The sequence below is a fragment of the Nonomuraea sp. NPDC026600 genome (assembly GCF_040638335.1).
GTDB lineage: Bacteria > Actinomycetota > Actinomycetes > Streptosporangiales > Streptosporangiaceae > Nonomuraea.
Window position 1 is genome coordinate 142,965 of record NZ_JBEZYD010000006.1, and the last position, 23,802, is coordinate 166,766.

General features: G+C 70.4%; 25 protein-coding genes. 12 read left to right on the plus strand and 13 right to left on the minus strand.

All coding sequences use genetic code 11. From position 1 onward, the window contains the following. Nucleotides 1-77: 77 nt before the first annotated feature. From AB0F17_RS16405 to AB0F17_RS16430, 6 genes are read right to left on the minus strand one after another with little or no spacing between them, the layout of a single operon-like run. Nucleotides 78-1,094 (minus strand): methyltransferase, encoded by a 1,017-nt coding sequence (locus AB0F17_RS16405; protein ID WP_358022819.1) that lies wholly within the window; start codon nt 1,092-1,094, stop codon nt 78-80. Continuing rightward, entirely contained in the window at nt 1,091-2,314 is a 1,224-nt protein-coding gene (locus AB0F17_RS16410) for a cytochrome P450 (RefSeq protein ID WP_358022821.1), read from the minus strand. Before AB0F17_RS16410 ends, AB0F17_RS16405 begins: the two co-directional genes overlap by 4 nt. Beyond that, a complete protein-coding gene (locus AB0F17_RS16415; protein ID WP_358022824.1) occupies nt 2,314-3,624 on the minus strand; it encodes a TfuA-like protein in 1,311 nt (436 codons plus the stop codon). The genes AB0F17_RS16410 and AB0F17_RS16415 overlap by 1 nt, the downstream gene beginning before the upstream one ends. Beyond that, nucleotides 3,624-4,787, minus strand: coding sequence for a YcaO-like family protein (locus tag AB0F17_RS16420; RefSeq protein ID WP_358022827.1), 1,164 nt, complete (start codon nt 4,785-4,787; stop codon nt 3,624-3,626). Before AB0F17_RS16420 ends, AB0F17_RS16415 begins: the two co-directional genes overlap by 1 nt. A 21-nt stretch (nt 4,788-4,808) precedes the next feature. Then, the gene (locus AB0F17_RS16425) at nt 4,809-5,621 is read right to left on the minus strand and encodes an ABC transporter permease (protein WP_358022830.1); all 813 of its coding nucleotides are present in this window, start codon (nt 5,619-5,621) and stop codon (nt 4,809-4,811) included. 18 nt (nt 5,622-5,639) lie between these two features. Continuing rightward, a complete protein-coding gene (locus tag AB0F17_RS16430) occupies nt 5,640-6,581 on the minus strand; it encodes an ABC transporter ATP-binding protein (RefSeq protein ID WP_358022832.1) in 942 nt (313 codons plus the stop codon). A 233-nt stretch (nt 6,582-6,814) separates the two neighbouring features. Between AB0F17_RS16430 and AB0F17_RS16435 the strand changes: the two genes are divergently transcribed. The 4 genes from AB0F17_RS16435 (at nt 6,815) to AB0F17_RS16450 (ending at nt 10,563) form a co-directional block, all read left to right on the plus strand. Then, complete coding sequence (locus tag AB0F17_RS16435; RefSeq protein ID WP_358022835.1) at nt 6,815-8,650, plus strand: AfsR/SARP family transcriptional regulator; 1,836 nt, start codon at nt 6,815-6,817, stop codon at nt 8,648-8,650. Nucleotides 8,651-8,762: 112 nt separating this feature from the next. Then, on the plus strand, nt 8,763-9,014 hold the full coding sequence (locus AB0F17_RS16440; RefSeq protein ID WP_358022838.1) for a LuxR C-terminal-related transcriptional regulator: 252 nt from the start codon (nt 8,763-8,765) through the stop codon (nt 9,012-9,014). A gap of 64 nt (nt 9,015-9,078) precedes the next feature. Continuing rightward, nucleotides 9,079-9,858, plus strand: coding sequence for a helix-turn-helix transcriptional regulator (locus AB0F17_RS16445; protein ID WP_358022841.1), 780 nt, complete (start codon nt 9,079-9,081; stop codon nt 9,856-9,858). An 87-nt stretch (nt 9,859-9,945) separates the two neighbouring features. Next, a complete protein-coding gene (locus AB0F17_RS16450; protein WP_358022844.1) occupies nt 9,946-10,563 on the plus strand; it encodes a dihydrofolate reductase family protein in 618 nt (205 codons plus the stop codon). A 2-nt stretch (nt 10,564-10,565) separates the two neighbouring features. Here AB0F17_RS16450 and AB0F17_RS16455 read toward each other — a convergent pair whose 3' ends face one another. Both AB0F17_RS16455 and AB0F17_RS16460 read right to left on the minus strand, forming a co-directional pair. Next, on the minus strand, nt 10,566-11,207 hold the full coding sequence (locus AB0F17_RS16455; protein WP_358022848.1) for an NAD(P)H-binding protein: 642 nt from the start codon (nt 11,205-11,207) through the stop codon (nt 10,566-10,568). 26 nt (nt 11,208-11,233) lie between these two features. After that, nucleotides 11,234-12,160: an EamA family transporter gene (locus AB0F17_RS16460; RefSeq protein ID WP_358022851.1), complete on the minus strand. Its 927-nt coding sequence runs from the start codon at nt 12,158-12,160 to the stop codon at nt 11,234-11,236. A 74-nt stretch (nt 12,161-12,234) separates the two neighbouring features. Between AB0F17_RS16460 and AB0F17_RS16465 the strand changes: the two genes are divergently transcribed. Then, a complete protein-coding gene (locus AB0F17_RS16465; protein WP_358022854.1) occupies nt 12,235-12,732 on the plus strand; it encodes a MarR family transcriptional regulator in 498 nt (165 codons plus the stop codon). A gap of 4 nt (nt 12,733-12,736) precedes the next feature. On the opposite strand, the gene AB0F17_RS16470 is transcribed toward AB0F17_RS16465, so the two are convergent. Further along, complete coding sequence (locus tag AB0F17_RS16470; protein ID WP_358022857.1) at nt 12,737-13,567, minus strand: maleylpyruvate isomerase family mycothiol-dependent enzyme; 831 nt, start codon at nt 13,565-13,567, stop codon at nt 12,737-12,739. 60 nt (nt 13,568-13,627) lie between these two features. On the opposite strand from AB0F17_RS16470, the gene AB0F17_RS16475 reads away from it, so the two are divergent. Continuing rightward, entirely contained in the window at nt 13,628-15,040 is a 1,413-nt protein-coding gene (locus AB0F17_RS16475) for an MFS transporter (protein WP_358022860.1), read from the plus strand. Here the strand turns inward: AB0F17_RS16475 and AB0F17_RS16480 are convergent. Beyond that, on the minus strand, nt 14,982-15,476 hold the full coding sequence (locus tag AB0F17_RS16480) for a TIGR03618 family F420-dependent PPOX class oxidoreductase (protein ID WP_358022863.1): 495 nt from the start codon (nt 15,474-15,476) through the stop codon (nt 14,982-14,984). The two genes, AB0F17_RS16475 and AB0F17_RS16480, sit on opposite strands and share 59 nt — an antisense overlap. 106 nt (nt 15,477-15,582) lie before the next feature. Between AB0F17_RS16480 and AB0F17_RS16485 the strand changes: the two genes are divergently transcribed. After that, a complete protein-coding gene (locus tag AB0F17_RS16485) occupies nt 15,583-16,779 on the plus strand; it encodes an amidohydrolase (RefSeq protein WP_358022866.1) in 1,197 nt (398 codons plus the stop codon). Between the two features lie 80 nt (nt 16,780-16,859). After that, nucleotides 16,860-17,954 (plus strand): PrsW family intramembrane metalloprotease, encoded by a 1,095-nt coding sequence (locus AB0F17_RS16490; RefSeq protein WP_358022869.1) that lies wholly within the window; start codon nt 16,860-16,862, stop codon nt 17,952-17,954. An 82-nt stretch (nt 17,955-18,036) separates the two neighbouring features. Here the strand turns inward: AB0F17_RS16490 and AB0F17_RS16495 are convergent, their stop codons facing one another. Continuing rightward, nucleotides 18,037-18,888, minus strand: coding sequence for an alpha/beta hydrolase (locus tag AB0F17_RS16495; RefSeq protein WP_358022871.1), 852 nt, complete (start codon nt 18,886-18,888; stop codon nt 18,037-18,039). 50 nt (nt 18,889-18,938) lie between these two features. Here AB0F17_RS16495 and AB0F17_RS16500 point away from each other — a divergent pair, with 50 nt between their 5' ends. Continuing rightward, on the plus strand, nt 18,939-19,490 hold the full coding sequence (locus tag AB0F17_RS16500; protein WP_358022874.1) for an ABATE domain-containing protein: 552 nt from the start codon (nt 18,939-18,941) through the stop codon (nt 19,488-19,490). Here AB0F17_RS16500 and AB0F17_RS16505 read toward each other — a convergent pair. Continuing rightward, on the minus strand, nt 19,477-20,829 hold the full coding sequence (locus AB0F17_RS16505; RefSeq protein ID WP_358022877.1) for an MFS transporter: 1,353 nt from the start codon (nt 20,827-20,829) through the stop codon (nt 19,477-19,479). The genes AB0F17_RS16500 and AB0F17_RS16505 overlap by 14 nt on opposite strands. A gap of 46 nt (nt 20,830-20,875) precedes the next feature. On the opposite strand from AB0F17_RS16505, the gene AB0F17_RS16510 reads away from it, so the two are divergent. Further along, nucleotides 20,876-21,394, plus strand: a complete 519-nt coding sequence (locus tag AB0F17_RS16510; RefSeq protein ID WP_358022880.1) for a helix-turn-helix domain-containing protein — start codon at nt 20,876-20,878, stop codon at nt 21,392-21,394. A gap of 33 nt (nt 21,395-21,427) precedes the next feature. Then, a complete protein-coding gene (locus AB0F17_RS16515; RefSeq protein ID WP_358022883.1) occupies nt 21,428-22,048 on the plus strand; it encodes a pyridoxamine 5'-phosphate oxidase family protein in 621 nt (206 codons plus the stop codon). An 11-nt stretch (nt 22,049-22,059) separates the two neighbouring features. On the opposite strand, the gene AB0F17_RS16520 is transcribed toward AB0F17_RS16515, so the two are convergent. Continuing rightward, nucleotides 22,060-22,236 carry a hypothetical protein gene (locus tag AB0F17_RS16520; protein ID WP_214635645.1) on the minus strand — a complete coding sequence of 59 codons (177 nt, stop codon included), beginning with the start codon at nt 22,234-22,236 and terminating at the stop codon, nt 22,060-22,062. Between the two features lie 542 nt (nt 22,237-22,778). On the opposite strand from AB0F17_RS16520, the gene AB0F17_RS16525 reads away from it, so the two are divergent. Continuing rightward, complete coding sequence (locus AB0F17_RS16525; protein ID WP_358022886.1) at nt 22,779-23,456, plus strand: protein kinase; 678 nt, start codon at nt 22,779-22,781, stop codon at nt 23,454-23,456. The last annotated feature ends 346 nt before the right edge of the window (nt 23,457-23,802 follow it).

The window sequence follows — 23,802 nt, forward strand, 5'->3', positions numbered from 1 at the left end:
CCCGCCACCCGCATGTGAGAGGTACCCATGACTGCCTGTGGCCGCGCTTGTCGGAACGGCGACCGCGGGATCGGCACTCAGGACGGATCCGCGACAAGGATCCGGATCGCCGAACCCCGCAGCGGCGGCGTGACGTCGGCCAGGTGAAACCCGCCGGCCGCGAGCAGGTCGTGGAAGTCGGCTCGGCTGCGTTCCCAGCCACCGGTGTAGATGAGCATGGCGATGTCGCTCATGACGACACCGGCCGCCTCCGGCGTGTCGAGCCTGGACGGCAGCACCGGTTCCAGGATCAGCAGGCGCCCGCCCGCCGCGATCGAAGCGCGGCAGTTCCGCAGCAGCGCGGTGCACCGCTGGTCGTCCCAGTCATGCAGGACGCCTTTCAGCAGCATGAGATCGCCTTCGGGCACGGCCTCGAAGAAGTCGCCCACTTCGACGGAACACCGATCGAACAGCCCCGCCTGCTGGAACGTCCCGGCGGCGGCTGCCACGCCGTCGGCGGTGTCGTACAGGATGCCCTGGACGCCGGGCGTGGCCGCCAGTATCGCGGCGAGCAGCGTGCCGTTTCCGCCCCCGATGTCGACCACGGTGCGGGCACCGGTGAAGTCGTAGGCCCTGGCGGCCTCGAGCGCGACGCGCTCGGTGCCCTCGCACATGGCCGTGTTGAAGATCCTCGAAAGATCTTGATGGCCGGCGAGGTAGTCGAAGAGCGGCTGGTCGTGCACGTGATCGAAGGCGGCTTCACCCGTGCGCACGCTGTGGGTCAACGCCCCCCACGCCTGCCAGGTCGCGGGGTCGCCGAGCAGCAGCACGCTGGAGCGCATCGACCATGGATGGTCGGCTCTCAGCGGCTGACCCAGCGCGGCCAGCGCGAGGTGTCCCGGCACCACCTCATCGACCACCCCCAGGACCACCAGTGCCCGCGACAGCCGCTCCATCGCCCGCGGGTCGGCCCCGATGGAGCGCGCCAGCTCGTCGACCGGCATGGCCCCGGCGGCAAGGGCGTCGGGAACGCCCAGGCGGACGGCCGCGTACAGGATTTGCGAGGTGGCGTAGCCGAACGCCATCCGGGACAGCTCTCCGTACCCCTTGATCATCGGCTGGCACCCTTCCCCAGCAGCAGTGGCAGGCGGCGTACACCATGCAGGAACAGGTCCGGCGTCCATTCCAGGCCGGCCGGATCGACGGCCAGGGCCAGGCCGGGGAAGCGGCGCACCAGCGCGCCGATGGCCGCCCGGGCCTGCAGCCGGGCCAGCGCCGCACCGAGACAGAAGTGGATTCCGTGGCCGAAGCCCAGGTGCCGGTTCGGGGTGCGGCCGATGTCGAAGACATCCGGCTGGTGGAACACCGCCGGGTCGCGGTTGGCGGCCAGCAGCACCGGTATGACGATGTCACCGCGGGGGATCACGGACTCCCCGATGCCCAGGTCGGTCAGCGCGTACAGCGGCCGGGAGTGCCCGACCGGGCCGTTGAACCGCAGCACCTCCTCCACCGCGGAGTCGATCAGCCGGGGCCGGGCGCGGAGGCGCTCGAGCTGGTCGGGGTGGCGCAGGAGTTCCAGCACTCCGTTGCCGATGAGGTTGACCGTCGTCTCGTCCCCGGCCAGCAGCAACTGGAACACGCTGGACACCAGCTCGGCGTGGCTGATCTCCGTCGACCGGACGAGCCGGGACAGCAGGTCCGCACCCGGGTGGGCCCGCCGTTCGTCGAGCTTCTCGTTGACGTACGCGACGAACCCGATTCCGGCGCGGCGCACCAGTGCCACGTCCCGGCTGCGCAGCATGTCGTCGCTCCACCCGCGCAGCCGGGCCCGGTCGTCGATCGGGAAGCCGACCAACTCGGCGACGACCAGGATCGGCAGCGGCAGCGCCAGCGCCTCGATCAGGTCGACGCCGTCTCCGGCGGCCGCCATGCCGTCGGCCAGCTCGCCGACGACCTGATGAACGCGCCGTTCGAGTGCCGCCACCGTCCGAGGGCCGAACGCGGGCGCCATCAGCCGCCGCAGGCGGGTGTGGTCGGGCGGATCGAGGTTGAACATGTTCCGCCGCACCATCGCCAGTGGGTCGTTCTGCCACCGGCGGTGAAAGGCGGCCAGTTCGTCGGGCAGCCGGTCGAGTTGACGCCCCAGGTCCGGGTCATGGAGGGCGCGCTGCACGTCGGCGTACCGGGTCAGGTACCAGGACGCGTGACCGGCCGCCGGGCTCGCATGGCGGTAGACCGGCGCCCGCTCGCGCATGCGGTGGAAGAGCGGGTGCGGGTCCCGGCGATGCTCCGAGCCGGTCGGGTCGAACGACTGCTCAAGCCCGGTCGCGCTCATCACCCCTTGGCCTTCTGCACATCCAGTGCGAAGAACCTGCTGACGGTCTGTCCCAGATCCGCCATGCTGAGGAACCCGCGCCGCGCCAGCTCGACCTCCGCTGACGTTCCGGGCCCGTTCCAGTGGCGGGAGAAGACCCGTCCGCAGATCGCCGGTGCCGGGACGACCACCCGGCCGCGAGTCTGTTCCGCGGCCTCGTCGGCACAGGCGACGAGATCGGACCACTCGGGCCAGCGGCTCGATTCCCGGATCCGCTCCAGGACGATCGGCCGCCAGTCCTCCGACTGCCAGACCGGCCACACCCGCACCATGACCAGTCGGCGTTGCTCGGCGGCGGACAGGGTGGCCCGCTCGGTCTCGGAGAGCCACGATGCGAGGCTGGGCGGCACGTCGGCACGATCGTCGACCCCGAGCGTGGCCCGCGTGTACGCCTCCAGCCCCAGGCCCCGCGCGCCGGCGAAGTCCGTCAGGAGGCCGGTCAGAACCTGCTCGTGCAGCCGTGGGTAGTCCTGGCCGAACAGCCGCGCCGCGTCCAGGACATCGAGATCGGACATCCACCGGCCCGGCGCGTACTCCCGCATCGACCGCCAGGCCAGCGCCTCGTAGTGGGTGATCCCCGTCAGGGCCACGTCGGCCGCCCACGCGCTGGGCGCTTCGGCTCGGTGCCCGCCGACGGCGCTCAGGGCCGCCACCGCGTCCAGCCGCTTCAGATCCCACTCACCCGTCCCGATCATCCGCTCGAGCGTGCTCAGCGCGTCGCCGGCCTCCGGGCCCAGAGCCTCTTCCAGCTCGTGCCAGGTCCGGTGGACGAAGGGCCGGGACTTCGCCGCTTCGACGATCCGCTCGGCCGTCGCCGCCGGAACGAGGCCGCTCCTGGCTCCCTCCTGGCAGCCGTAGCGGATGTTGACCATGGCCACCGTGCCGGTGGGGTATCCGCGTTCCGCGGGCCCGTGCAGGACCGCCACCTCGTCATCCCCATCGACCTCGCCGGTCGCGTACATGCGGAAGACGGACCCGACGCCCCGCATGCCGTACGGGCTCAGCTCCGCCGCCCGCAATGCCCCCATGCTCGCCGCGCCGATGACGTTCACGCCCTCGTTGAGCAGCCAGAGAATCTCCTTGTGGCCCACGGACAGCCGCTCCCGGTAGTACCCGTCGATGATGACGGCGGTGTCGTCCCGGCCCCACTCCTCCCTGAGGAGATCACCCCGAGCCACGGGCGGCCGCGTCCGCGCCTCCGGAAGCACGGCGAGGACCTCGTCATGAGAGATCGTCGGCCCGGCGTAGACGACTGTCTTCTGGCGGCTCACTAGAACACCTCCGGGGTGACGCGGCTTCCCGGCGCCACCACTCTGACCACGGGAACGCCGATCTCGTCCCTCGTCAGATCGATGACGAGAGGGGCGGCGGAGAACGCGACCGCGGCCCGCTTGACCACGTCCTCCAGATCATCGACCAGGCTCTTGTGAGCCGTCAGTTCCGGGATCGCCTCGCCGGTGCCCGCCGCGGGCACGGGCCGGCGCCTCGCGCCCGGACCGTTGGGGACGCCCGCCTGGAGGTCGTCTCTCGCGCCCGAGATGTAGCCGAGCCTGGCCTGCGCGGCCTCGGTGACGGCCCGGGTGAGCGCTATCTCCGAGCCGAGGTGGCAGCCGAATCCCATGAACGCCGGTGGATAGTCGTCGCAGGAGATCCGGGCCAGGAAGCACGGCAACCCGGTGGGCGACGGCAGGGACCTGACTTCGAGACAGACCCGGGCCCGCGCCATCGTCTCGCACAACTCGTCGACGACCGGCGACCCCAGAGTCGCCGGGTCGACGAGGACCCCCTTGTCGCCGGCGGCCAGCGCCGTGGTCACGGCGTCCCTCTCGATCACCTCGTACAGCGCGTGCAGGACGGCCTCGGCCGCCGTGTTTCCGCTGGCCAGGCCGTTCGTCGACTCGAAGAACACCGGCGGGTTCCAGCCGGTCTTCCGTATGAGGGAGAATCCCACCGAATCCCTGGGAACCAGGGTCTCCGAGCCGTCGGTCAGCGACCTGCCGGCGACCCAGTCCAGCGGCAGCCCGTCGTGCAGCACGGTCGGCGGGGAGAGCGGGAGGTCGCGGACGTCATAGCCCAGGTGCCCGATGACGTCGCGAGAGGGCGCCGTCGTCACCGGCGTCATGGGTTGCTCGGCATGCCAGAGCTCGACGGCCTCCATCATCGCGGACAGCCTCGCCAGCTCGGGGGTGATTCCTTTCCCCTGAGACACGGCGAGCGTCCGGGCAGTCGGCCGGATCGCCTGAAATGTTGGGATTCCGATGGTGTCCAGCCGGGTGATGTCCGCGACCCTGGTGATCCCGACCATCCGGGCCGCCCGGTCGGCCATCTCCCGCGTGGCCGTCGGGTCGTGAGCTCTGTCCGTGCCCGGCAACCGGACCTTGGACCGGTCGGAGTGCGAGAGGAGCCACGAGAGAGAGGAGTTGTCTGTCCGCATCGTCCCTTGTCCTTGACGAGATCAGATGTTGCGAGCGCGGTTGATCAAGGCGCGGCCGCCCACGTAGTAGCTGATGGCCGCCAGGACGGCCAGCACCAGGAGGTCCTGCCACGCGTCGGCGAACCCGAAGAAGGCGGCGTCCCGCATACCGTCGATCGCGTACGTCAGCGGGTTGATCACCGATACCCACTGCAGCACGGTGGGCATGCTGTCGACCGGGTAGAGCGACGGGGCGCTGAAGACGAGAACGGGGATCGACACGTTCGACAGCAGCATGAAGACCTGGTAGTCGGTGATCAGGATCGCCGTCGCCAGATACAGTCCGTTGAAGGCCAGGGCGGCCACCGTGAGCACCGACAGCAGGCCGGCCCAGGCTTGCAGGTCGAAGGGCAACTCGAAGACGAACACCGCCACGCCCAGGGCCAGCAGGGCCTGGCCCAGCACGAGCGACACGCCCGCGATCACCTTGCCGAGCAGGAACCGCGACCTGCGTAACGGGTAGGACCACAACTGTGTGGCCGCGCCGCTCATCTCCTCCTGGAACACCGCCATGCCGGAGGTTCCCGCCGCGCTGACGACCGACATCGCCAGCGTCATGGGCAGCAGGAAGATCGCGAACGGCACCTGGATGCCCTTGTAGTCGACGACCTTGAGGAGGTTGCCCAGCGAGGTGTTCACGAGCAGCAGGTAGATCAGCATCGGAGCCAGTCCGAGGACGAGATACACCCGGTTGCGGGCGAGCAGCGCGTACTCGCGGTAGAGCACCGCGGACAGGTCGGCCGCCTTCGGGGTCCCGGTCGGAGGAGTGTTGTTGAATACCAGCTTGGCGGCCACGATTATCCCCTTTGCCAGTCAGTCCTCGGCCTCCGTCATCCGGAGGAACACCTGCTCCAGCGAGTCCGAGACGGTCGAGACGCCGGAGATCGCGACTTCGCGCTCCTGGCAGTGCCGCGACAGCTCCGGCAGCACCTCCTGCGCTCGCGCACCGTGGATCCGTACGTCGGAGTCCTCGGCCGTGGCCGTGAGCCCGGCTGCCTCCGCCCAGGCCAGCACCACCAGGCCGGCCGCGGGATCATCGAGGGCCACCAGCAGGTGGGTGGTGCCGAACTCCTCGACGAGTTCGCGCGGTTTGGCGAAGCGCAGCACCCGTCCCTTGTCGATGACCAGGACACGCTGGCTGTTGCGTTCCAGTTCGTCGATGTGGTGGCTGGTCCACAGCACGGTCACGCCGTGCTCCTCGCGTAGCCAGGTCACGAAGCGCTCGATGTGACGCCGCCCCACGACGTCCAGTCCCGCGGAAGGCTCGTCGAGGACCAGCAGTCGCGGAATGGTGAGCAGTGCCCGCACCAGTTGCAACCGCTGCCGCTGACCGCCCGACAACTGGAAGCAGAATCGCGGCAGGGCCTCCGTCAAGCTGAGGAAATCCGCCAGTTCGAGGGCCCACGGCCGCACGGCACGCCACTTCAGACCGCGGAAGCGGGCCGCGATCCGCAGGTTGTCGAGCGCCGGCAGCATCATGTCGAACGGGCCTGACTGGTGCATCGCCCCGATGCCGCTCTTGGCGGCGACCGGCTGACGCACCGGGTCGGCGTCGAAGACACGGACCTGACCGGAGGTCGGGGTGGTGACCCCGCAGATCATCTTGATCAGGGTCGTCTTCCCGGCGCCGTTGGGCCCAAGGAGCCCGATGGTCTCTCCCCGTGCGATCTCGAACGAGACATTGTCCACCGCCGGTCTCTGGCTGCGCCGATAGCGCTTGGTCAGCCCTACGGCCGTCACCACGTCGCTCGACACGGCACCACCCTTCACCTCGACTCGCTCCACCAAAACGTGCAGGCGGCGGCTTCTGTTGGCGCTGGAGATGTGTTGCTGGTTGAGTATGGACCGGCGATCAGCAGGTGACACAACCCCACAAATGTGGGCTAGCCGGGACGTTATGCCGAACGACAGAGGGCGCGTTGTGCGATCACACCGAGTCTGATCATCATCGGCACATGGACCGGTTCAGTCGCGCATTTCGTAGTCGAGTGAACGCCAAGCCACATGATCCGTACACGCTGCGTATGCCCACCGGCAGTCCCGGCGTGACCTGGCAGCTCCCGGAGGAGAGCGACCCCGCGACCGCCCTGCCGTGCGTGGTCCTCGTGGATCGTGCGGGGCTCGCCGAGTTCGCGGTGCTCCAGCGCGGGCTGCGCACGCTCGGCGTGCCGAGCGTGCGGGTCGACGCCGGGTCGATCAGCGGCCTGCGGATCATCACCCGGCTCGACGACGGCTCGCTGACGGTGAACGGGCGCCGCATCATCCCCACCGTCACCTGGGTACGGCACTTCTCACCGCGGGCCGTGCGGGGAGGGAACGGCTCGGCGCCGTCCCTGTTCCGGGCCGACTCGTGGGGCGCTTTCATCGACCAGTTGTCGTCGCTGTCGGCCGCCCGGCTGCCCGGCGGCAGCGATCTGGGGCGGCTGGTTCAGCTGGACGGCGCGGCACAGGCAGGAGTTCGTACTCCGCGAACGATCGTCACGACCGACCTGGGGGCGGCGAGCGCGGCGCTGGCCAGTGATCGGATCATCGTCAAGGCCCTCGACCGGCATTTCGTCGAGACCGAACCGGGCACCCTGCGCGGGGTCTTCCCGGAGATCGTGGACGGCGTCGTGGCCAGAAGCCTGCCCGCGCGGGACGCGCCCATGATCGTCCAGGAATACGTCGACCACTGGGCGGAGCTGCGCGTCTACTTCGTGGATGGCGAGATCCGGGCCTTCCGCGTCGGCAAGTCATCGCCGGAGGCGATCTGGCGCGACGCGGCGTCGGTCACGGTCTCTCCGGCGGCGGCGCCGGAGGCCGTGGTGGAGGCGGTGCACCGGCTCGCCGGGATCTGGGGCCTGCGTTACGGCGCCTTCGACTTCCTGCTGACCAGGCAAGGGCCGGTCTTCCTCGAAGTCAATCGCGACGGCGATTGGCGATGGTTCGAAGCGAAGGCCGGTGTCGACGATGTCTCCATCGCCACGCTGTCCACGGTGCGTACGCTCCACCGCCAGATGGCCACGTCGGGGTCGGCCACGATCGATCTGGCCGGATTCCTGGCGCTGGGCACCGGGCGGGCGAAAGTCGTGACCTCGCGCCTGGACGCCCGCGTGCTCGGCGCGCTCGAGGTGCGGGTGGACGGCACGATCGTGCACGTCAGCGCCAGGAAGGCCCGGCTGCTGGCCGCGATCCTGCTCTCCCGCCCGAACCAGGTGGTCCCGACGGACCAGCTGATCGATTCCTTGTGGGGAGAACGACCACCCCCCACAGCACGCAAGAACCTCCAGGTCTACGTCTCGGTGCTGCGGCGGAGATTCGGAGATCGGATCTCCTACCAAGGCTGGGGATACCGTCTCGACGCCGGGCCGGACGAACTCGATCTCCTCAGGTTCCGGCGGCTGGCCGGCACCGGCCGGGACATGCGGCGCAGAGGCGACACCGATGCCGCGTCGACCGTGCTCGATGACGCCCTGCGCCTGTGGGGCGGTCAGCCGCTCGCGGAGTTCTCGGGTGTCGCCCTGGTCGATGAGGCGGTCGGCGGATTCACCGACCTGTACCTCACGGTCAATGAGGACTGGGCGGAACTCGAGATCGAGCGGGGCAGCCACATCGAGGCGCTGAACAGGCTCGACGATCTGGTGCCCTTCTTCCCCGCGCGTGAGCGGCTCGTGGCGGCGAGGATGACCGCTCTCGCCGGTTGCGGCCGGGCGCCGGAGGCGCTCTCGCAGTTCGAGACGGTACGCCGGCATCTCGTGGCCGAACTCGGCCTCGACCCCAGCCCCGTACTCAGAAACCTCTACGAGGAGATCTTCCAAGGGCAGCTCGCCAGAGCCGATCCATAACCGGTCGCGTGCTCCGGCCATACCGCTGATTAAGCAGACGCTTCTAGCTTGCACACAGAGGCGCTTCCACCAGGAGCGCCTCCGGCCAAAGCGATCCGAACCGGGACTTGCTATGGATCTTGTATGCGGCGATCTGACAAATGATCGCGACACGTGGCTGATCGTCCTGCTGGCCAGGGGATATACGACAACAAGAATCGCCCGCGAGATGAACCTCAGCAGATATACGGTGGCAGAGCGGATCAGCAAGCTCCTCGACCGATTCGCCTGCAGCAACCGGAGCCAGCTCGTGGCCTACTCCTATGCTCACAAGCTCCTGGACGTCGGCATCTGGCCACCCGGCGCCTCCGACACCGCCGGCTGAATCCGGTCGTCGATTACCTGCCATGTAATGGACCTAAACCGTCAGACCAGGTAGAACCGGCCGTATGCACATGGATCAGCCGGTCGGGGAGTCGCTGCGGGACTGGCGGCAGCGGCGCGGGCTCACCCAACTGGACCTGGCCCTCCAGGCCGACGTGTCCGCGCGGCACGTCAGCTTCGTCGAGACCGGGCGGACGATTCCCAGCCGGTCCATGGTGCTGCGGCTGGCCGAGCAGCTCGACGTCCCGCTGCGGGCACGCAACCGGCTGCTGGTCGCGGCCGGGTACGCGCCCATCTATCCCGAGCGCCCGCTCGACGCTCCCGACCTGGGCAAGGCGTACGAGGCGCTCCAGCAGATCCTGCGCGGGCACGAGCCGTATCCGGCGCTGGCCCTGGACCGCCATTGGAACCTGTTGCTGGCCAACGACGCCATGAACATCTTCCTCGAAGACGTGGACCCGGCCCTGCTGGAGCCGCCGGTGAACATGATGCGGCTGGGGCTGCATCCGGCCGGGTTCGCGCCGCGCGTGCGGAACCTGGCGCAGGTCCGCGCGTTCCTGCTGCCGCGCCTCGCCAGGCAGGTCGCCGGTACGGGGGACCCGGAGCTGAGCGCGCTCTACGAGGAACTGCTGGCCTATGGAGACGATGGCGAGGCGCCGCTGCCCGACCCCGCCGACATCGCGCTGCCCGTCCGGATCACGCACCGGGGGGACGAGCTCTGCTTCTTCAGCACGATCACGACGTTCGGCGCGGCGTTCGACATCACGCTCGAAGGGGTCGCCGTCGAGGCGTACTTCCCCGCAGACGAGGAGACCACACGACTGGTCGGGAATCTGCGCCGCTGATGCCGCAGATCGGCCACCTGGCCGATGTTGTCGGGCACGGTTCGCCCAAGGATGGCGGTACCAGATCAACAGCTGAGGAAGCGACTCATGAGCGAAGCGAAGAACGCCGGCCGTATCGTCATCGGCAACATCCTCCTGTCCCTGGACGGCCGCGTCTCGGGCCCGGCGGGCGAGTACGACATGAGCTGGATCGTGCCGCACGCGATCAGCGAAGGCGCCAGGGAGCACGTCGCCCGCATCACCGCGACGGCCACCACGGTCCTGCTCGGCCGCAAGAACTACGAGGGGTTCGGCGGCTTCTGGCCGGCGGTCGCCAAGGACGACGCGGCCGACCCCCGGGACCGGTCCTTCTCCGAGTGGCTCAACGCGGTGGAGAAGGTGGTGTTCTCCTCGACGCTCAAGGAGGCGCCGTGGGAGAACAGCCGCATCGCCGACGCCGCCCCTGCCGAGGTGGTCAAGGATCTGCGCCGGCAGGAGGGCGGCGACATCGTCGTGCTCGCCAGCGGCAGCGTCATCAAGGACCTGCTGCGGGCCGACGAGCTGGACCGGCTGAGCATCATCCTGGCCCCGGAGCTGGTCGGCGGCGGTACGCGCCTGTTCGAGGACGGGCTGCCAGGATCGAGCTGGCGCCTCGCCGGCGAGGTCGCGACCACGGCGAGCGGCGCCCTGGCCCTGTTCTACGACCGTGTCCGCGAAGGCGGCTGACGTCAGTACGCGGCGGTGAACCTGACCCGGTGGTGCCTGGGCCGTTCCGCCTCGTCCAGCAGCACCACCGCGAGATCCTCCATGGAGATCGCCGAGGTGCCCTCGGCGTCCATGAGCAACTCGTCGGCGCCCAGCCGGTAGGCGCCGGTGCGCTCGCCCTGCGCCAGCAGCGCGGCCGGGCTCAGATAGGCCCAGTCCACGCCGGTCTCCGCGCGGCAGGCTTCGAGCTGGCCATTGCAGGCCAGCGCGATGTCGCGGTAGGCGTCGGACATGAAGCGCGGGTCGTCGAGCACGGTACGGCCGCCGGAGCCGGGTACGGTCAGGCCGGCCGCTCCGCCGACGAGCAGCAGCCGGACGCCGGCCCCCGCGAGTCCGGCCAGCAGCGCCTTGGCGGTCGTGACGAGGTCGTGCTCGCGGCCGGTGGCCGGACGGGTCGCGCTGATCACGAGATCTTGACCGGTGCCGAGCCTGGTCACGTCCTCGACCTGAGCGGCGTCGCCGACCTGGGGATGGGCGCCGGGGTGCAGGGAGGGGAAGCGGGCCGGGTCGCGTACGACGGCGGTGACCTCGTGGCCGCGGGACAGCGCCTCGGCGACCACGCGAGCGCCGACATTACCCGCCGCTCCGAACACGGTGATGCGCATGGTTTCTCCTTGGGGATCAGAGGCGGTTAGCGGGGGTCAGAGGTGATCAGAGGTCGTTGGCGGGGATCAGGGGTGGTCAGCGGGGTCAGACGGTCAACGACCGGGTGTGGCCGCTTCGCTTGGCGGCGCTGGGTCTGGGCCGTGATGAGGGCCGCCACGACGACGAGCCCGCCCACGACCTGGGCCACGCTGAGCGACTGACCGAGGGCGAGCCAGCCCAGCGTGGTGGCGACCAGCGGGCTGAGCAGGCCGAGGAAGGTGACGTGCGTGGGGGACAGGGCGCGGATGCCGCGGAACCACAGGGCATAGGCGACGGCCGAGCCGATGATGGCGAGGTAGGCGTACCCGGTCAGGTTCGCCGAGGTCAGCGTCGCGGGCGGCGGTCCCTCGACGAGGAGCGCCACCGGGAGCAACAGCAGGCCGCCGGCCACCAACTGCCAGCCGGTGGTCGCGAGCAGGGGCGCGGGTGAGGTCCACCGCTTGCTCAGAACCACTCCGGTGGCCATGACGACCGCGCCCCCGGCGGCCGCGGCGACGCCGATGGCGTCCAGCCGGGCGTCGGCCCGCAGGACCAGCAGGCTGACCCCGGCCACACCCGCCACGGCGGCGATCGCCGTACGCGCGGAGAAACGCTCACCGAGCAGGCCGGCGGACAGACCGGCGACCAGGAGGGGCTGCACCGCGCCGATGGTCGCGGCGACCCCGCCGGGCAGCCGGTAGGCGCCGATGAACAGCAACGCGAAGAACACCCCGATGTTGAGCGCGCCGAGCACGAGGGCGCGCCACCACCACACCCCCTTCGGCAGCCGCCGGGTGAGCACGACGAGCAGCAGTCCGGCGGGGAGGGCGCGGACGACCGCCGCCAGAAGCGGGCGGCCGGGTGGCAGCAGTTCGGTGGTGACGAGGTAGGTGGTCCCCCAGATGGCCGGGGCCAGCGCGGTCACCATGATCATGGCAAGTCGATTTCTTAGCACTAAGACAATGTATCTCATCGCTAAGGTATTTGTCTCACCGCTAAGATGAATGGGTGGCAGATCATGTTGACCGTGTGCTGGAGCAGTGGGCCGCGCAGCGCCCTGACGTCGAGGTGTCGCCGATGGCGGTGATCGGGCGGTTGTCCCGCCTGTCGCGGCTGATCGGCCTGGAGCTGGGCCGTACGTTCAGCGCCCACGGGCTGGACTCGGCGTCGTTCGACGTGCTCGCCACGCTGCGGCGCAATGGACGGTCGTTGACCCCGGCCGAGCTCATGAAGTCGGCCATGGTCACCTCGGGGGCCATCACCCAGCGCCTCGACCGCCTCCAGGCCCGCGGCCTGGTGTCCCGTACACCCAGCGAGAAGGACGGGCGCGTCGTGCACGTCGCCCTCACCGACGAAGGGCGGGAGCTGATCGACCGGGTGCTGCCCGACCACGTCGAGACCGAGCGCCGACTGCTCGCCGCGCTCTCCGAGAACCGGCAGGCTGTCCTGGCCCACGAACTCCGGGAACTCCTGGAGTCACTGGGCGACACCGTGGACCCTGCCTGACAGGTCAGACAGGTGGGACGAGGGTGAAGTAACGGTCGAGCACGGCCCGGTCGCCACGCACGTCCAGCCGCTCGGACGGGACGCGATTCCAGAGGAACAGCATGAGGTCCGACGCGGTCCCGGCCACCTCGACGTCGCGGCCGCCGGTCCCCGCGTCGGCTACCTCGGCCGCCTCCACGTCGCTGCCGCCGGTCTCCGCCTGGGTCACCGTCACGGCCGGTCCGTCGAAGCGGACCGTCCACCGTCCCGGCCCGTCGGTCTGCCGGAAGCCGTACGACTCGCCCGCTCCGGGCGGCGCCGCGGTCCAGGCCCGCCGGGCCGGGGCCATCACCTCGAACGTCTGCCCCACCGCGTCGGCCGCCAGCTCGGCGTCCATCGGCCCGGCGGTCCCCGCCACGCCCTCGGCGTCCCAGCGGTGGACGGCCGCCTCGATGCTCTGCATGCGCACCCAGAACCTGACGCTCCGCTCGCCGGACCACGTCCACACCGGAACGTCCGGATCGGTGGCCGCGAACAGGGACTCCAGCCTGGCGGCCCCCTCGGCGAACCAGTCGGCCAGACCGGCCGGCAGCGGCCCGGTCGCCGGGGCGTGCGCCGGATCCGGCCAGCCGGCCGACTCGGGTGGCCGCCCGAGGAAGGACGGGTCCGAGGGGTCCGGCCGCTCGGTGAGACCATCGCCGATGACCCACGCGAGGTAGCGGTGCACACCGCCCAGATGCATGACGAGATCGGGCACGCCCCAGCCTGGGCAGGACGGCACCAGACCGGATCCCGCGGTCCGGACCGCCGCCTCGAACGCGCGGATCTCGCGGCCGAAGTGGGAGAGATGATCCACGCCCTCACTCTGCCAGCCCCGCTCGGCCGCCGCCGGATCTTTGGGCCTAGCCTGGTCAGAATGAGGATCGGCGGGACACTGGCGGTGCTTCTGTCGGCGTGGTTCATGGCCCAGTTCGACTTCTTCGTGGTCAATGTGGCGGCTCCGTCGTTCGAACGCGAACTGCACGCGAGCCCCGCGGCACTGGAGCTCATCGTGGGCGGCTACGCCTTCACCTACGCGGCGGGCATGATCACCGGTGGGCGGCTCGGCGACCGGTACGGCTACCGGCGGATGTTCATCGGCGGCGTGATCGCGTTCACGATCGCGTCGTTGCTCTGCGGGATCGCGCTGAACCCGGCCCAGCTCGTGGCCGCCCGGCTGCTGCAGGGGCTGGCCGGCGCGGCGATGGTGCCGCAGGTGCTCGCCATGATCTCCGCGGCCTTCCCGCCGGACGAGCGGCGCCGCGCGGTGGGCTGGTACGGCGCGGCCGGCGGGCTCGGCTCGATCGCCGGGCAGGTGCTGGGCGGGCTGCTGCTGTCGGCCGACCTGTTCGGGCTCGGCTGGCGAGTGATCTTCCTGATCAATCTGCCCGTCGGCCTGGTCGTGGTCCCGCTGGCCGCCTGGCTGCTGCCCAGGGTCGAGCCGGCCAGGCGGTCGCGGCTGGACCTGCTCGGCGCCGCCGGTCTGGCGGCCGGTCTGGCGCTGATCCTGGTGCCGCTGGGCCTCGGCAACAGCGCGGGCTGGCCCGCGTGGACGTGGATCTGCATGGGCGCGAGCGTGCCCGTCCTCGTTCTGACGGGCCGCTGGCAGTACGTGCTCGGCAGGCGCGGCGGGCAGCCGGTGCTGGACCTGGCCCTGCTGAAGGTGCACTCCTATCTGGCGGGCGTCGGCGCGATCACCGCGTTCATGGCGTACTTCGCGTCGTTCATGTTCACGCTGACGCTGCTGCTCCAGGGCGGGCTGCGGCTCACCGCGTTCCAGGCCGGGCTGGCGTTCGCGCCGATGGGCGTGCTGTTCACGATCAGCTCGCTGCTGGGCACCCGCCTGGTCAGGAGGTACGGCCTGAAGGTCGTCATGATCGGCGGAGCCGTGACCGCGTCGGGCCTGACGCTGCTGCTGTGTACGGCACCGGCCGGACTGCCGTGGATCATGGCCTCGCTCGTGCTCGTGGGACTCGGCAACGGCCTGGTGATCCCGCAGCTCATCGGGGCGGCGCTGGTGGAGGTCGCGCCGCACCAGGCGGGCATCGGCTCGGGGTTCCTCAGTACGGCCCAGCAGTTCGGGGGCTCGGGCGGGGTCGCCGTGATCGGCGCGGTCTACTTCGCGGCCGTGGCGGGCGGCGACCACATCGGCGCGATACGCTCCTCGGCCGCCATCGACCTGGCGCTCATCCTCGCCGTGGTCGCGGTGGTCGACTACAACAGGCGGCGCGCTATCCGGCGGACGGAGCAGGCAGCGACGTCCCGTACAGCCGCGACACCCGGAGCCTGATCACCAGCCGCTTGTCCGCGACCACCTGCCCCAGGAACGCGGCCTCGGCGCCCGGGTCGGCGTAGCCCCCCGACCGCATGGCCAGCAGCTCCCGGCCGACCTCGTCGCCGGGTTCGACGCTCACCGGCGACAGCTCGGCCAGGCCCTCGGCCACGGCGTACGACCAGAAGTCGTCGCTGGCCACGTACAGTGCGGCGCGTGGGTCCTTGTGCAGTTGGCGCACCTTCGGCCGGCCGTCGGCCGTCGCGACGCGCACCACCCGCTGGGCGGGGTCCCAGGCGTACACGACGGTGGACAGGTGGGGGTGGCCGTTACCGCCCCGCGTCGCCAGCGCGCCGAAGCGTTGCCGGCTGAGCAGGTGTGACAGGTCCTCGTCCGGCAGGCCGCTGGGGCCGAGCCCCGCTCCGGGACCGTAGGCGGCCTGGTCCTCGGCCAATTCATTCTCCTTTGCCCTGTTGTCGGAACCTTACCGAAGGCAAGGGGGAGGAGCGAAGCGCCGTGTCCGCCCTATGCCGAAATATCATCCAATGTAGGTTGCTGACATGAATCTTGCGATCACCAGCGGATATGTCGTCCCGGTCGACGGCGATCCCATCGATGGTGGCACCGTGCTGATCCAGGACGGGAAGATCGCCGCGGTCGGCCGCGACATCGAAATACCTGCGGGAACCCCCGTCGTCGACGCGGCCGGCGGCTGGGTGCTGCCGGGCTTCGTCGAGGCCCACGGCCACCTGGGCGTGCACGAGGAGGCCGAGGGCTGGGCCGGCCAGGACACCAACGAGATGACCGACCCCAACGGGGCCCGCATGCGCGCCCTCGACGCCATCAACCCCGCCGACCTGGGCTTCGCCGACGCGCTGTCCGGCGGCGTCACCACCGCGGTGATCAAGCCGGGATCCGGCAACCCCATCGGCGGGCAGACGGTGGCGGTCAAGTGCTGGGGCCGGACCGTCGACGAGATGCTGATCCGCGAGCCGGTGAGCGTGAAGAGCGCCCTCGGCGAGAACCCCAAGCGCGTCTACGGCGACCAGAAGAAGCTGCCGTCCACCCGCCAGGGCGTGGCGGCGGTGATCCGCGACGCGTTCATGAAGGCGCAGGACTACAAGGCCAGGCGGTCCGTCGCCTACGACGAGGGCAAGCCGTTCGATCGCGACGCCACGCTGGAGATCCTCGTCCGCGTGCTCGACGGCGAGCTGCCCTGGTGCCAGCACACGCACCGGGCCGACGACATCGCGACCGCGCTGCGGCTGGCGGACGAGTTCGGCTACCGGTTGGTGATCAACCATGGCACGGAGGGGCACCTGATCGCCGACGTGCTGGCCGAGCGCGGCGTCCCGGTCATCATCGGGCCGCTGTTCACCAGCCGTTCCAAGGTCGAGCTCCGGCACCGCTCGCTGCGCAATCCGGGCATCCTCGCGCGGGCCGGGGTCGAGTTGGCGATCACCACCGACCACCCCGTGGTGCCGATCCACTTCCTGGTCCACCAGGCGACGCTGGCGGTCAAGGAGGGGCTGGATCGGGACGTGGCGCTGCGGTCCATCACCGTCAACCCGGCCCACATCATGGGCCTCGACGACCGGGTCGGCGCGCTGCGTCCGGGGCTCGACGGCGACGTGGTGATCTGGTCCGGCGACCCGCTGGACATCATGAGCCGGGCGCTGCGGGTCTTCGTCGACGGCCGCGAGGTGTATTCGTACGAGGGCGGGGTCGCCGATCCCTACTACCGCGAAGATCGTTGATCAAGGTCGTCAAGTAATCGTCAAGCGTCTGTCGACGGGTCCGCTCCATAGTGGGACTCTGCCCGAAGAGAGGTATGGCGATGACCGTACGGACCCGGCCCCCCTCGCTCCCGCGACGGCCCAGCAAGGCGCTCCTGATCGGCCTGGTGATCTCGAGCGTCCTCGCGGTGATCGTGCTCGTCGGCATGCTGCTGGAGGGCGGTCCGCTCGGTTTCGGCCTGTCCATGCTGCTGGCGGTGGCGCCCCTGCCCCTGCTGCTCGCGGCGGTCCTCTCGCTCGACAGACTGGAGCCCGAGCCCCCGCTGCACCTGGGCTTCGCGTTCGCGTGGGGCGCCGGCGTGGCGATCGTGCTGGGCGTCGTGCTGACGATCGCCGGCCAGGCCATGTTCGCCAGGGCCGGCTACGGCCCGCAGACCGTCGAAGAGGTGGGGACGGCCTACCTGGCCCCGGTGATCGAGGAGGCGCTCAAGGGCTCGGCGCTGCTGCTGCTCCTGATCAGAAGGCGGGAGATCGACGGGCTCACCGACGGCATCGTGTACGGCGCGATGGCCGGGCTGGGCTTCGCGGTCGTGGAGAACGTCGGCTACTACGTGACCGCGTTCACCGAGGACGGCGTGGGCGGGGCCGTGCAACTGTTCGTGATCAGAGGGCTGATCGACCCGCTCGGCCACCCCGTGTACACCGCGATGACCGGGCTCGGCGTGGCGTACGCGCTCACCCGCCGCGGCCCCGCGAGGTTCGCGGCCATCCCGCTCGGCTACTTCGCCGCGGTCCTCTTGCACGGGCTCTGGAACGGCGCCGCCTTGCTCCAGTCGATCGGCTGGCTGGGTCTGGCCTACCTGGTGATCATGGGGGCGCTCGTCGGGCTCGTCCTGGTGACCGTACGCGACCGCCGGCAACTGCTGGCCAAGATGGGCGGCTACCTGCCCACCTACCAGGCCACCGGGCACGTCACCCCACCGGACATCACCATGCTGAGCACGCTGTCCGGCCGCCGGGCCGCGCGCAAGTGGGCCAAGGGCGTGGGGCTCGGACGGGCGATGGGCGACTACCAGCAGGCGGCGACCGAGCTGACCATGCTGCACCTGCGGGCCGAACGCGAAGGCGCGGACCCGGCCTTTGCCGCCGAACGCGACGCGCTGCTCGACGTCATGGCCCAGGCCCGGCGCTGGTAGGTCACCACGGTTACTCCCGCCACCGCGCTGATCGTCGCCGCGATCGCCTGGGCCGCCCACGAACTCCCCGCCCGCCGTCTGATCAGCCGGGCGTGAGGAAGTCGCGCAGGTGCGACAGCACGATGTCGGGGCGTTCCTCGGCCAGGAAGTGGCCGCAGTCCGGGATCTCGGCACCCCGCACGTCGCGGGCATACTCGCGCCAGATGTCGAGCACCGGCACCCGGCTCGGCAGCCCGGCCGACCCCCACAGGGCCAGTACCGGCATCTCCAGGCGTTTGCCCGCGTCCCAGTCGGCGTCGTCATGGGCGGCGTCGTGCGGGAAGGAGGCCCGGTAGTCGTCGAACCCGGCCCGCAACGCTCCGGGCTGGGAGAAGGCCCGTACGTACTCGTCCACCTCCAGCTCCGCCCGCCGTACCGTCCATTTCTCGAAAAAGTAGCCCAGATAGGCCGCCACGTTCGCCCCCGCGAGCAGTTCCGGAAGGTCGGGCTGCAGGTGGAAGGTCCAGTGCCAGGTGCCCAGCGCCATCCCCGACCGCATGTCGAAGCGGCGCCACATCTCCCTGGTGGGGATGATGTCCATGACGATCAGCCGTTCGACCTCGCCAGGGTGGTCCAGCGCGTAGCGGTGCGCGACCCGGCCCCCGCGGTCGTGTCCGGCCAGCGTCAATGTCGAGTGGCCGAGCGAGCGGGCCAGGGCGCGGATGTCGGCGGCCATGGTCCGCTTGTCGAAGCCGGCGGTGGGCTTGTCCGTCCGGCCGTATCCGCGCAGGTCGGGTGCGACCACCGTGTAGCGCTCGGCCAGTTCGGGCATGATCCGCCGCCAGCAGTGACCGGTCTGGGGCCAGCCGTGCAGCAGAACGAGCAGCGGCCCGTCGCCTTCGATCAGGTAGTGCATCCGGAGCCCGTCGAGCTCGGCCATCCTTGATTCAGCCATTGCTAACTCCATGATGAGGTTACCCGGTAACCGCATCATATAGTTAGGGGATGGACTGGGTGTGGGACGGGGGCCGGTCGAGTCTCGATCTGATCAACACGTACCGCGAGAGGAAGACCGGCGGCCGCGAGATGCTGCGCGAGCCCGCCGACCTGGCCGCCTGGCTCGACGCGGCGGGCTACGCGGGCGTGCGGGCGGACGAGGCGCTACTGCGCCAGGCCCGCGACCTGCGGGACGCGATCAGCCGGTGCGTGGACGCCGTCCTCGCGAGCTCCGCCGACATGGATCCGGTTGATCTGGAGGTGGTCAACGCCTGGGCCGCGCGGCGCCGGGCGCCGGTGGTGCGGCTCGCTCCCGACCTCTCCCTCGTACGGGTGCCGCCCCCCGATCCGGCGGGCGCGGCGCTGGCCGACATCGCGTACGACGCCGTGACGTTGCTCGGCGGCGACGACCGGCAGCACATCCGGGTGTGCGCCAGCCCCACCTGCGGGCTGCGCTTCACCGACCGGTCCAACGCGGGCAAGCGTCAGTGGTGCTCCATGCGCAGATGCGGCAACCGCGAGAAGGTCCGCCTCCACCGCACCCGCCTCAAGGACGGGTGACGAGGGCGGCCACGGCCGTGGCCCCCGTCAGTGTGATGCACGCCGCCACCGCGATCACCATCCCCTGCTGCGCCCCGAACCCCCCGATGGCCCCCGCCACCCCGGCCGCCCCCAGCGAGCTGCCCACATAGCGGGCGGTGTTGTTCGCCCCCGACCCCATGCTGACCCGGTGAGACGGCACGCTCTCGATCGCGAGGTGCGTGATCGAGGAGTTGATCAGCCCGGCCCCGGTCCCGCTCACCGCCAGCCCGCCGACCACGAGAACGGGCACGAACGTCCCGCCCAGACTCAGCAGCCCGCCGAAGCCCAGCGCGGTCAGCGCCAGCCCGAGCGCCAGCCGCGCCGCCGTGGCCAGCCGCAGATGCCGCGACAGCAGCGCGGCCAGGAACGACAGCCCGGACCACAGCATGAACAGCAGCGCGGTCGCGAGCGGCGTCAGCCCGTGCGCCGTCTGCAGCATGGTCGGCAGATAACTCATCAGCCCGACCACGGCCGCCCCGACCACCAGCGCCCCACCCGTCGCCACCAGGAACACCGGCCGCCGGAACAGCTCCAAGTCGATCAGCGGCTCCGCCCGCCCCCGCTCCACCAGCACGAACGCCGCCACCAGCACCACCGCCGCCGCGAACGCCACCAGCACCACCGGCCGCGACCAGCCGAGACGCCCTTCGGTCACACCCGCGAGCAGCGCGGCGACGCCCAGGCTGAGCAGCACCACGCCGGGCACGTCGAACCGCCGGGGCACGGCCGAGCGCGACTCCTCCAGCGTGCGCGCCGACACCACGGCCAGGGCAAGCGCGCACACCGCCATCAGCCAGTACGTCGCCCGCCAGCCGGTCACCTCCGCCAGCACCCCGGACAGCAGCGGCCCCACGGCGGTACCCAGCCCGATCATCGCGCCGTACCGACCGGTGGCCCGCACCCGCTCGATCCCCGAGGGGAAGGCATGGCCCACGATGCCGAGGCTCGCCGCCAGCATCGCCGCGCTCGCGCCGCCCTGCACCAGCCGGGCCGCCACGAACACCACCACGACCGGGCTCACCGCGGCCACCACGCTGGCGATCGCGAGCACGGCCGTGCCCGCCACCAGCACCCGCTTGCGGCCGTAGTCGTCGGCCAGCCCGCCGGAGACCAGCAGCAATGCCGACAGGCCGAGCGCGATCGAGCCCAGAATCCACACCGGCCCGGTCGGGCCCGCGCCGAGCTCCCGTGCGGTCTGGGGCAGCGTGACCATCGGCACCGTGTAGTTCGTCAGCACGAGCAGGGGCGCCGACGACGCCACGGCGAGCGTTCGACTACCGGGCACGAGCACCCGAGTTGGTTCAGTGATTGAACTCATGTCGGGCAAGCTACCATGGTTCAATGAATGAACCGAAGGGGGTGGCATGGCGCTAGGCAAGAACTACGACGCCCAGGACTGCTCGCTGGCCAAGGCTCTGGAGGTGATCGGCGAGCGCTGGACGCTGCTTGTCGTGCGCGACGCGATGTACGGCGTACGGCGCTACGGCGACTTCCTCGCCCACCTCGACATCCCCCGGGCGGTGCTCTCGCAGCGGCTGGCCGCGCTCGTCGAGGCGGGGGTCCTCGACAAGCGGCGCTACCGCGATTCGCCGCCGCGCGACGAGTACATCCTGACCCCGATGGGCCACGAGCTCTGGCTACCGGTCCTGGCCCTGGCCGAATGGGGTGAGCGGCATCTGACCAGCACCGGACCGCGCCGCGTCTTCCACCACCTGACCTGCGGCACCCGCATCGACGGCGCCGCTCGCTGCGCCACCTGCGGCGTGCAGGTTCCGATCGGGGAGGCGGAGGTACGGCCAGGTCCGGGGTTGGCAGGCATCAGGGATGATCCGGTCAGTGAGGCATTGCGAACCCCTCATCGGATGCTCCACCCGATTCCCTGACAGAATTACGCGTAATCCCCGGAAGGAGACGGCATGGGCTGGGCGGAGATCGACTCGGAGACGGAACTACGCGAACTACTAGGTGAGGTAATGCCGCGAGCGGCCACCAAGGACCGGTCGCGGCTGCACGAGCGCGACCGGGAATGGCTGGCGAACTCGCCGTTCTGCCTGATCGCCACCTCCGACGCCGATGGCAACTGCGACGTCTCGCCCAAGGGCGACCCGGCCGGCTTCACGTACGTCATCGACGACGCCACGATCGCCATCCCCGACCGGCCGGGCAACCGCCGGGCGGACGGCTTCCTCAATATCCTGAAAAATCCGCATGTGGGGTTGATCTACTTGATCCCCGGCCGCAACGAGACCCTCAGGCTCAACGGCCGCGCCCGGCTGATCCGCGAGGCGCCGTTCTTCGACGACATGATCATCAAGGGCCACCGCCCGCAGTTGGCGCTGGTCGTGGAGATCGAGCAGATCTTCTTCCACTGCGCCAAGGCTTTCCTGCGTTCCGCGCTCTGGAAGCCCGACCGCTGGGCCGCCGATTCGCTGCCGTCGCACGCGACCCTGGTCAAGGACGTACAGAAGGTCGAAGAGACCATCGAGCAACTCGAGAACTACTACGGCGAGACCTACGCCAAGAAGCTCTACGGCTGACCCGCGGGCGATCAGGCGGCGGGGGTGGGACCTCCGGGGAACCGGATCACGTTACGGCCGCTGTAGGCTCGGAGATCGACGACCTTGGGGTCGTGATCGTGCACGACGGGCCTGCGGCGGTCTCCCGACCGGATATCGCGGATCTTGTGCCGGGCGACTTGTGGCGGCACCACCACTAGTCTCTTCATCGTGAGCCCCCCGTGACGTTCTTGTTACCTATGTTATCTACAGGTACCCCGGTAAGTTTGATGTAAGTATCGTTTCAGTAAGGTAGCCGACGGCCCGATGGGGTACGCAGGTCCAGGCCCGTGTTCCGGTCCTGTCGCCGCTTCGCCGACTTGATGATCCGCACGCGTCTCATGGTCTGCCCCCTCTCGTGCTCTTGTCCCTGTACTGTGCGCGCCGCCGCTTGACAGCGGCTTGGCGGGCGGTTGCAGCCGCCATGTGCCACAACCTAACCGGAGGACGTCCGGTCGTTCCATGCATTTCTACCGGGGAGAGCGATCTCCCCTCGGCAGAAATGCTCGGCCGCCGTCTGCCAGGCGGCTACGGACCAGAGCCGCTGAGACATGGGAACCTCCACCGTGACTGGGCGCCGGTGTGTCGGCTGTCATCTCATCCGCCGTGGAAGGGCTGAGCGCAGCGCATCGGCGACTGCTGGCCGGCCGGACGCCTCGGCGCCGGCGGGCAGGGCGTCGTCTATGAGGCGTACGACATCGAAGGCAACCAGGTGGCGGTCAAGGTGGTTCACCGGGGACGCCCCGCACCGGCCGTCGCGACCGCGCTGTCCGCGATCCACGACGCGGGCGTCATCCACCGCGACCTCAAGCCCGACAACGTGCTGCTCGGCCCCGACGGCCCGCGAGTGATCGACTTCGGCCTCGCCCGTACGCTCGACATGTCGCTGACCAAGACCGGCGAGGCGGCAGGGACGCCCAGCTACATGGCGCCCGAGGTGTCCACGGGGCAGCGGGCCGGGCCGACTGCCGGGGTGTTCATGGGGCGGCGGGCCGGGCCGGCCGCCGATGTGTTCGCGTGGGGCGCGGTCCGTCGGCGTTCCGGACGTACGCTCTCCGTCGCGGAGCGGGACGCCGCCTTCAAGGGACGTCCCGTGTCTCGACGTCTGCCTGCGGTAGCCGCCCAGCCCGCAGGTCCGGCCCGCAGGTCCGGCCCGCAGGTCCGGCCCGCATGCCCGGCCCGCATGCCCGGCCCGTCCGCGCGGGTGCTCCGGTCGGGCGGACGGGCCGGGTGGGGTGCTCCGGTCGGGCGGCCTGGGTGGGGTCAGCCGGCGCAGTTGCCCCAGGAGTTGCGGCCGCCGCCGGCCTCGACGCGGCCGCTGGGGTCGCGGGTCCAGCCCCAGAACTTCACGCACTTCCAGCTACCGTTGACGTGCCCGGTCTCGGCGTAGAAGCGGTACTTCTGTACGTCCTCCGACCGGCCGCCGCCCCGCACCACGATGCTGGCACCGGTGGTGGTCTTGGTGCCGAGGTAGGCCGTCTTGATCGCGGCCACGCAGTTCTTGCCGGAGCGCTTGCTGTACATCAGGTACACGTGCCCGAACACCGCGCCCTCGCGTGTCGTCATCGCCCGGTGGCCGTCCTTGACCCTGCGGAAGCCGGGTCCGCAGACCCGCTCCGGCGTGTAGGGCGCGGCCGTCACCGACGAGGCGATGGAAGTTGCGGTGGTGGGGGTGACAGTGGCGGCGGCGGGGGTGGCGGCGAGGCCGGCGGCGGCCAAGCTGGCCGCGATGACCG

What these genes read in the sequence shown, in the direction of transcription:
- AB0F17_RS16495 (WP_358022871.1), bottom strand. Translation starts at nt 18,888, where the DNA reads ATGGCTGAATCAAGGATGGCCGAGCTCGACGGGCTCCGGATGCACTAC.
- AB0F17_RS16485 (WP_358022866.1), top strand. Translation starts at nt 15,583, where the DNA reads ATGAATCTTGCGATCACCAGCGGATATGTCGTCCCGGTCGACGGCGAT.
- AB0F17_RS16505 (WP_358022877.1), bottom strand. Translation starts at nt 20,829, where the DNA reads ATGAGTTCAATCACTGAACCAACTCGGGTGCTCGTGCCCGGTAGTCGA.
- AB0F17_RS16510 (WP_358022880.1), top strand. Translation starts at nt 20,876, where the DNA reads ATGGCGCTAGGCAAGAACTACGACGCCCAGGACTGCTCGCTGGCCAAG.
- AB0F17_RS16410 (WP_358022821.1), bottom strand. Translation starts at nt 2,314, where the DNA reads ATGAGCGCGACCGGGCTTGAGCAGTCGTTCGACCCGACCGGCTCGGAG.
- AB0F17_RS16440 (WP_358022838.1), top strand. Translation starts at nt 8,763, where the DNA reads ATGGATCTTGTATGCGGCGATCTGACAAATGATCGCGACACGTGGCTG.
- AB0F17_RS16475 (WP_358022860.1), top strand. Translation starts at nt 13,628, where the DNA reads ATGAGGATCGGCGGGACACTGGCGGTGCTTCTGTCGGCGTGGTTCATG.
- AB0F17_RS16490 (WP_358022869.1), top strand. Translation starts at nt 16,860, where the DNA reads ATGACCGTACGGACCCGGCCCCCCTCGCTCCCGCGACGGCCCAGCAAG.
- AB0F17_RS16455 (WP_358022848.1), bottom strand. Translation starts at nt 11,207, where the DNA reads ATGCGCATCACCGTGTTCGGAGCGGCGGGTAATGTCGGCGCTCGCGTG.
- AB0F17_RS16405 (WP_358022819.1), bottom strand. Translation starts at nt 1,094, where the DNA reads ATGATCAAGGGGTACGGAGAGCTGTCCCGGATGGCGTTCGGCTACGCC.
- AB0F17_RS16420 (WP_358022827.1), bottom strand. Translation starts at nt 4,787, where the DNA reads ATGCGGACAGACAACTCCTCTCTCTCGTGGCTCCTCTCGCACTCCGAC.
- AB0F17_RS16500 (WP_358022874.1), top strand. Translation starts at nt 18,939, where the DNA reads ATGGACTGGGTGTGGGACGGGGGCCGGTCGAGTCTCGATCTGATCAAC.
- AB0F17_RS16515 (WP_358022883.1), top strand. Translation starts at nt 21,428, where the DNA reads ATGGGCTGGGCGGAGATCGACTCGGAGACGGAACTACGCGAACTACTA.
- AB0F17_RS16460 (WP_358022851.1), bottom strand. Translation starts at nt 12,160, where the DNA reads ATGATCATGGTGACCGCGCTGGCCCCGGCCATCTGGGGGACCACCTAC.
- AB0F17_RS16445 (WP_358022841.1), top strand. Translation starts at nt 9,079, where the DNA reads ATGCACATGGATCAGCCGGTCGGGGAGTCGCTGCGGGACTGGCGGCAG.
- AB0F17_RS16520 (WP_214635645.1), bottom strand. Translation starts at nt 22,236, where the DNA reads ATGAAGAGACTAGTGGTGGTGCCGCCACAAGTCGCCCGGCACAAGATC.
- AB0F17_RS16450 (WP_358022844.1), top strand. Translation starts at nt 9,946, where the DNA reads ATGAGCGAAGCGAAGAACGCCGGCCGTATCGTCATCGGCAACATCCTC.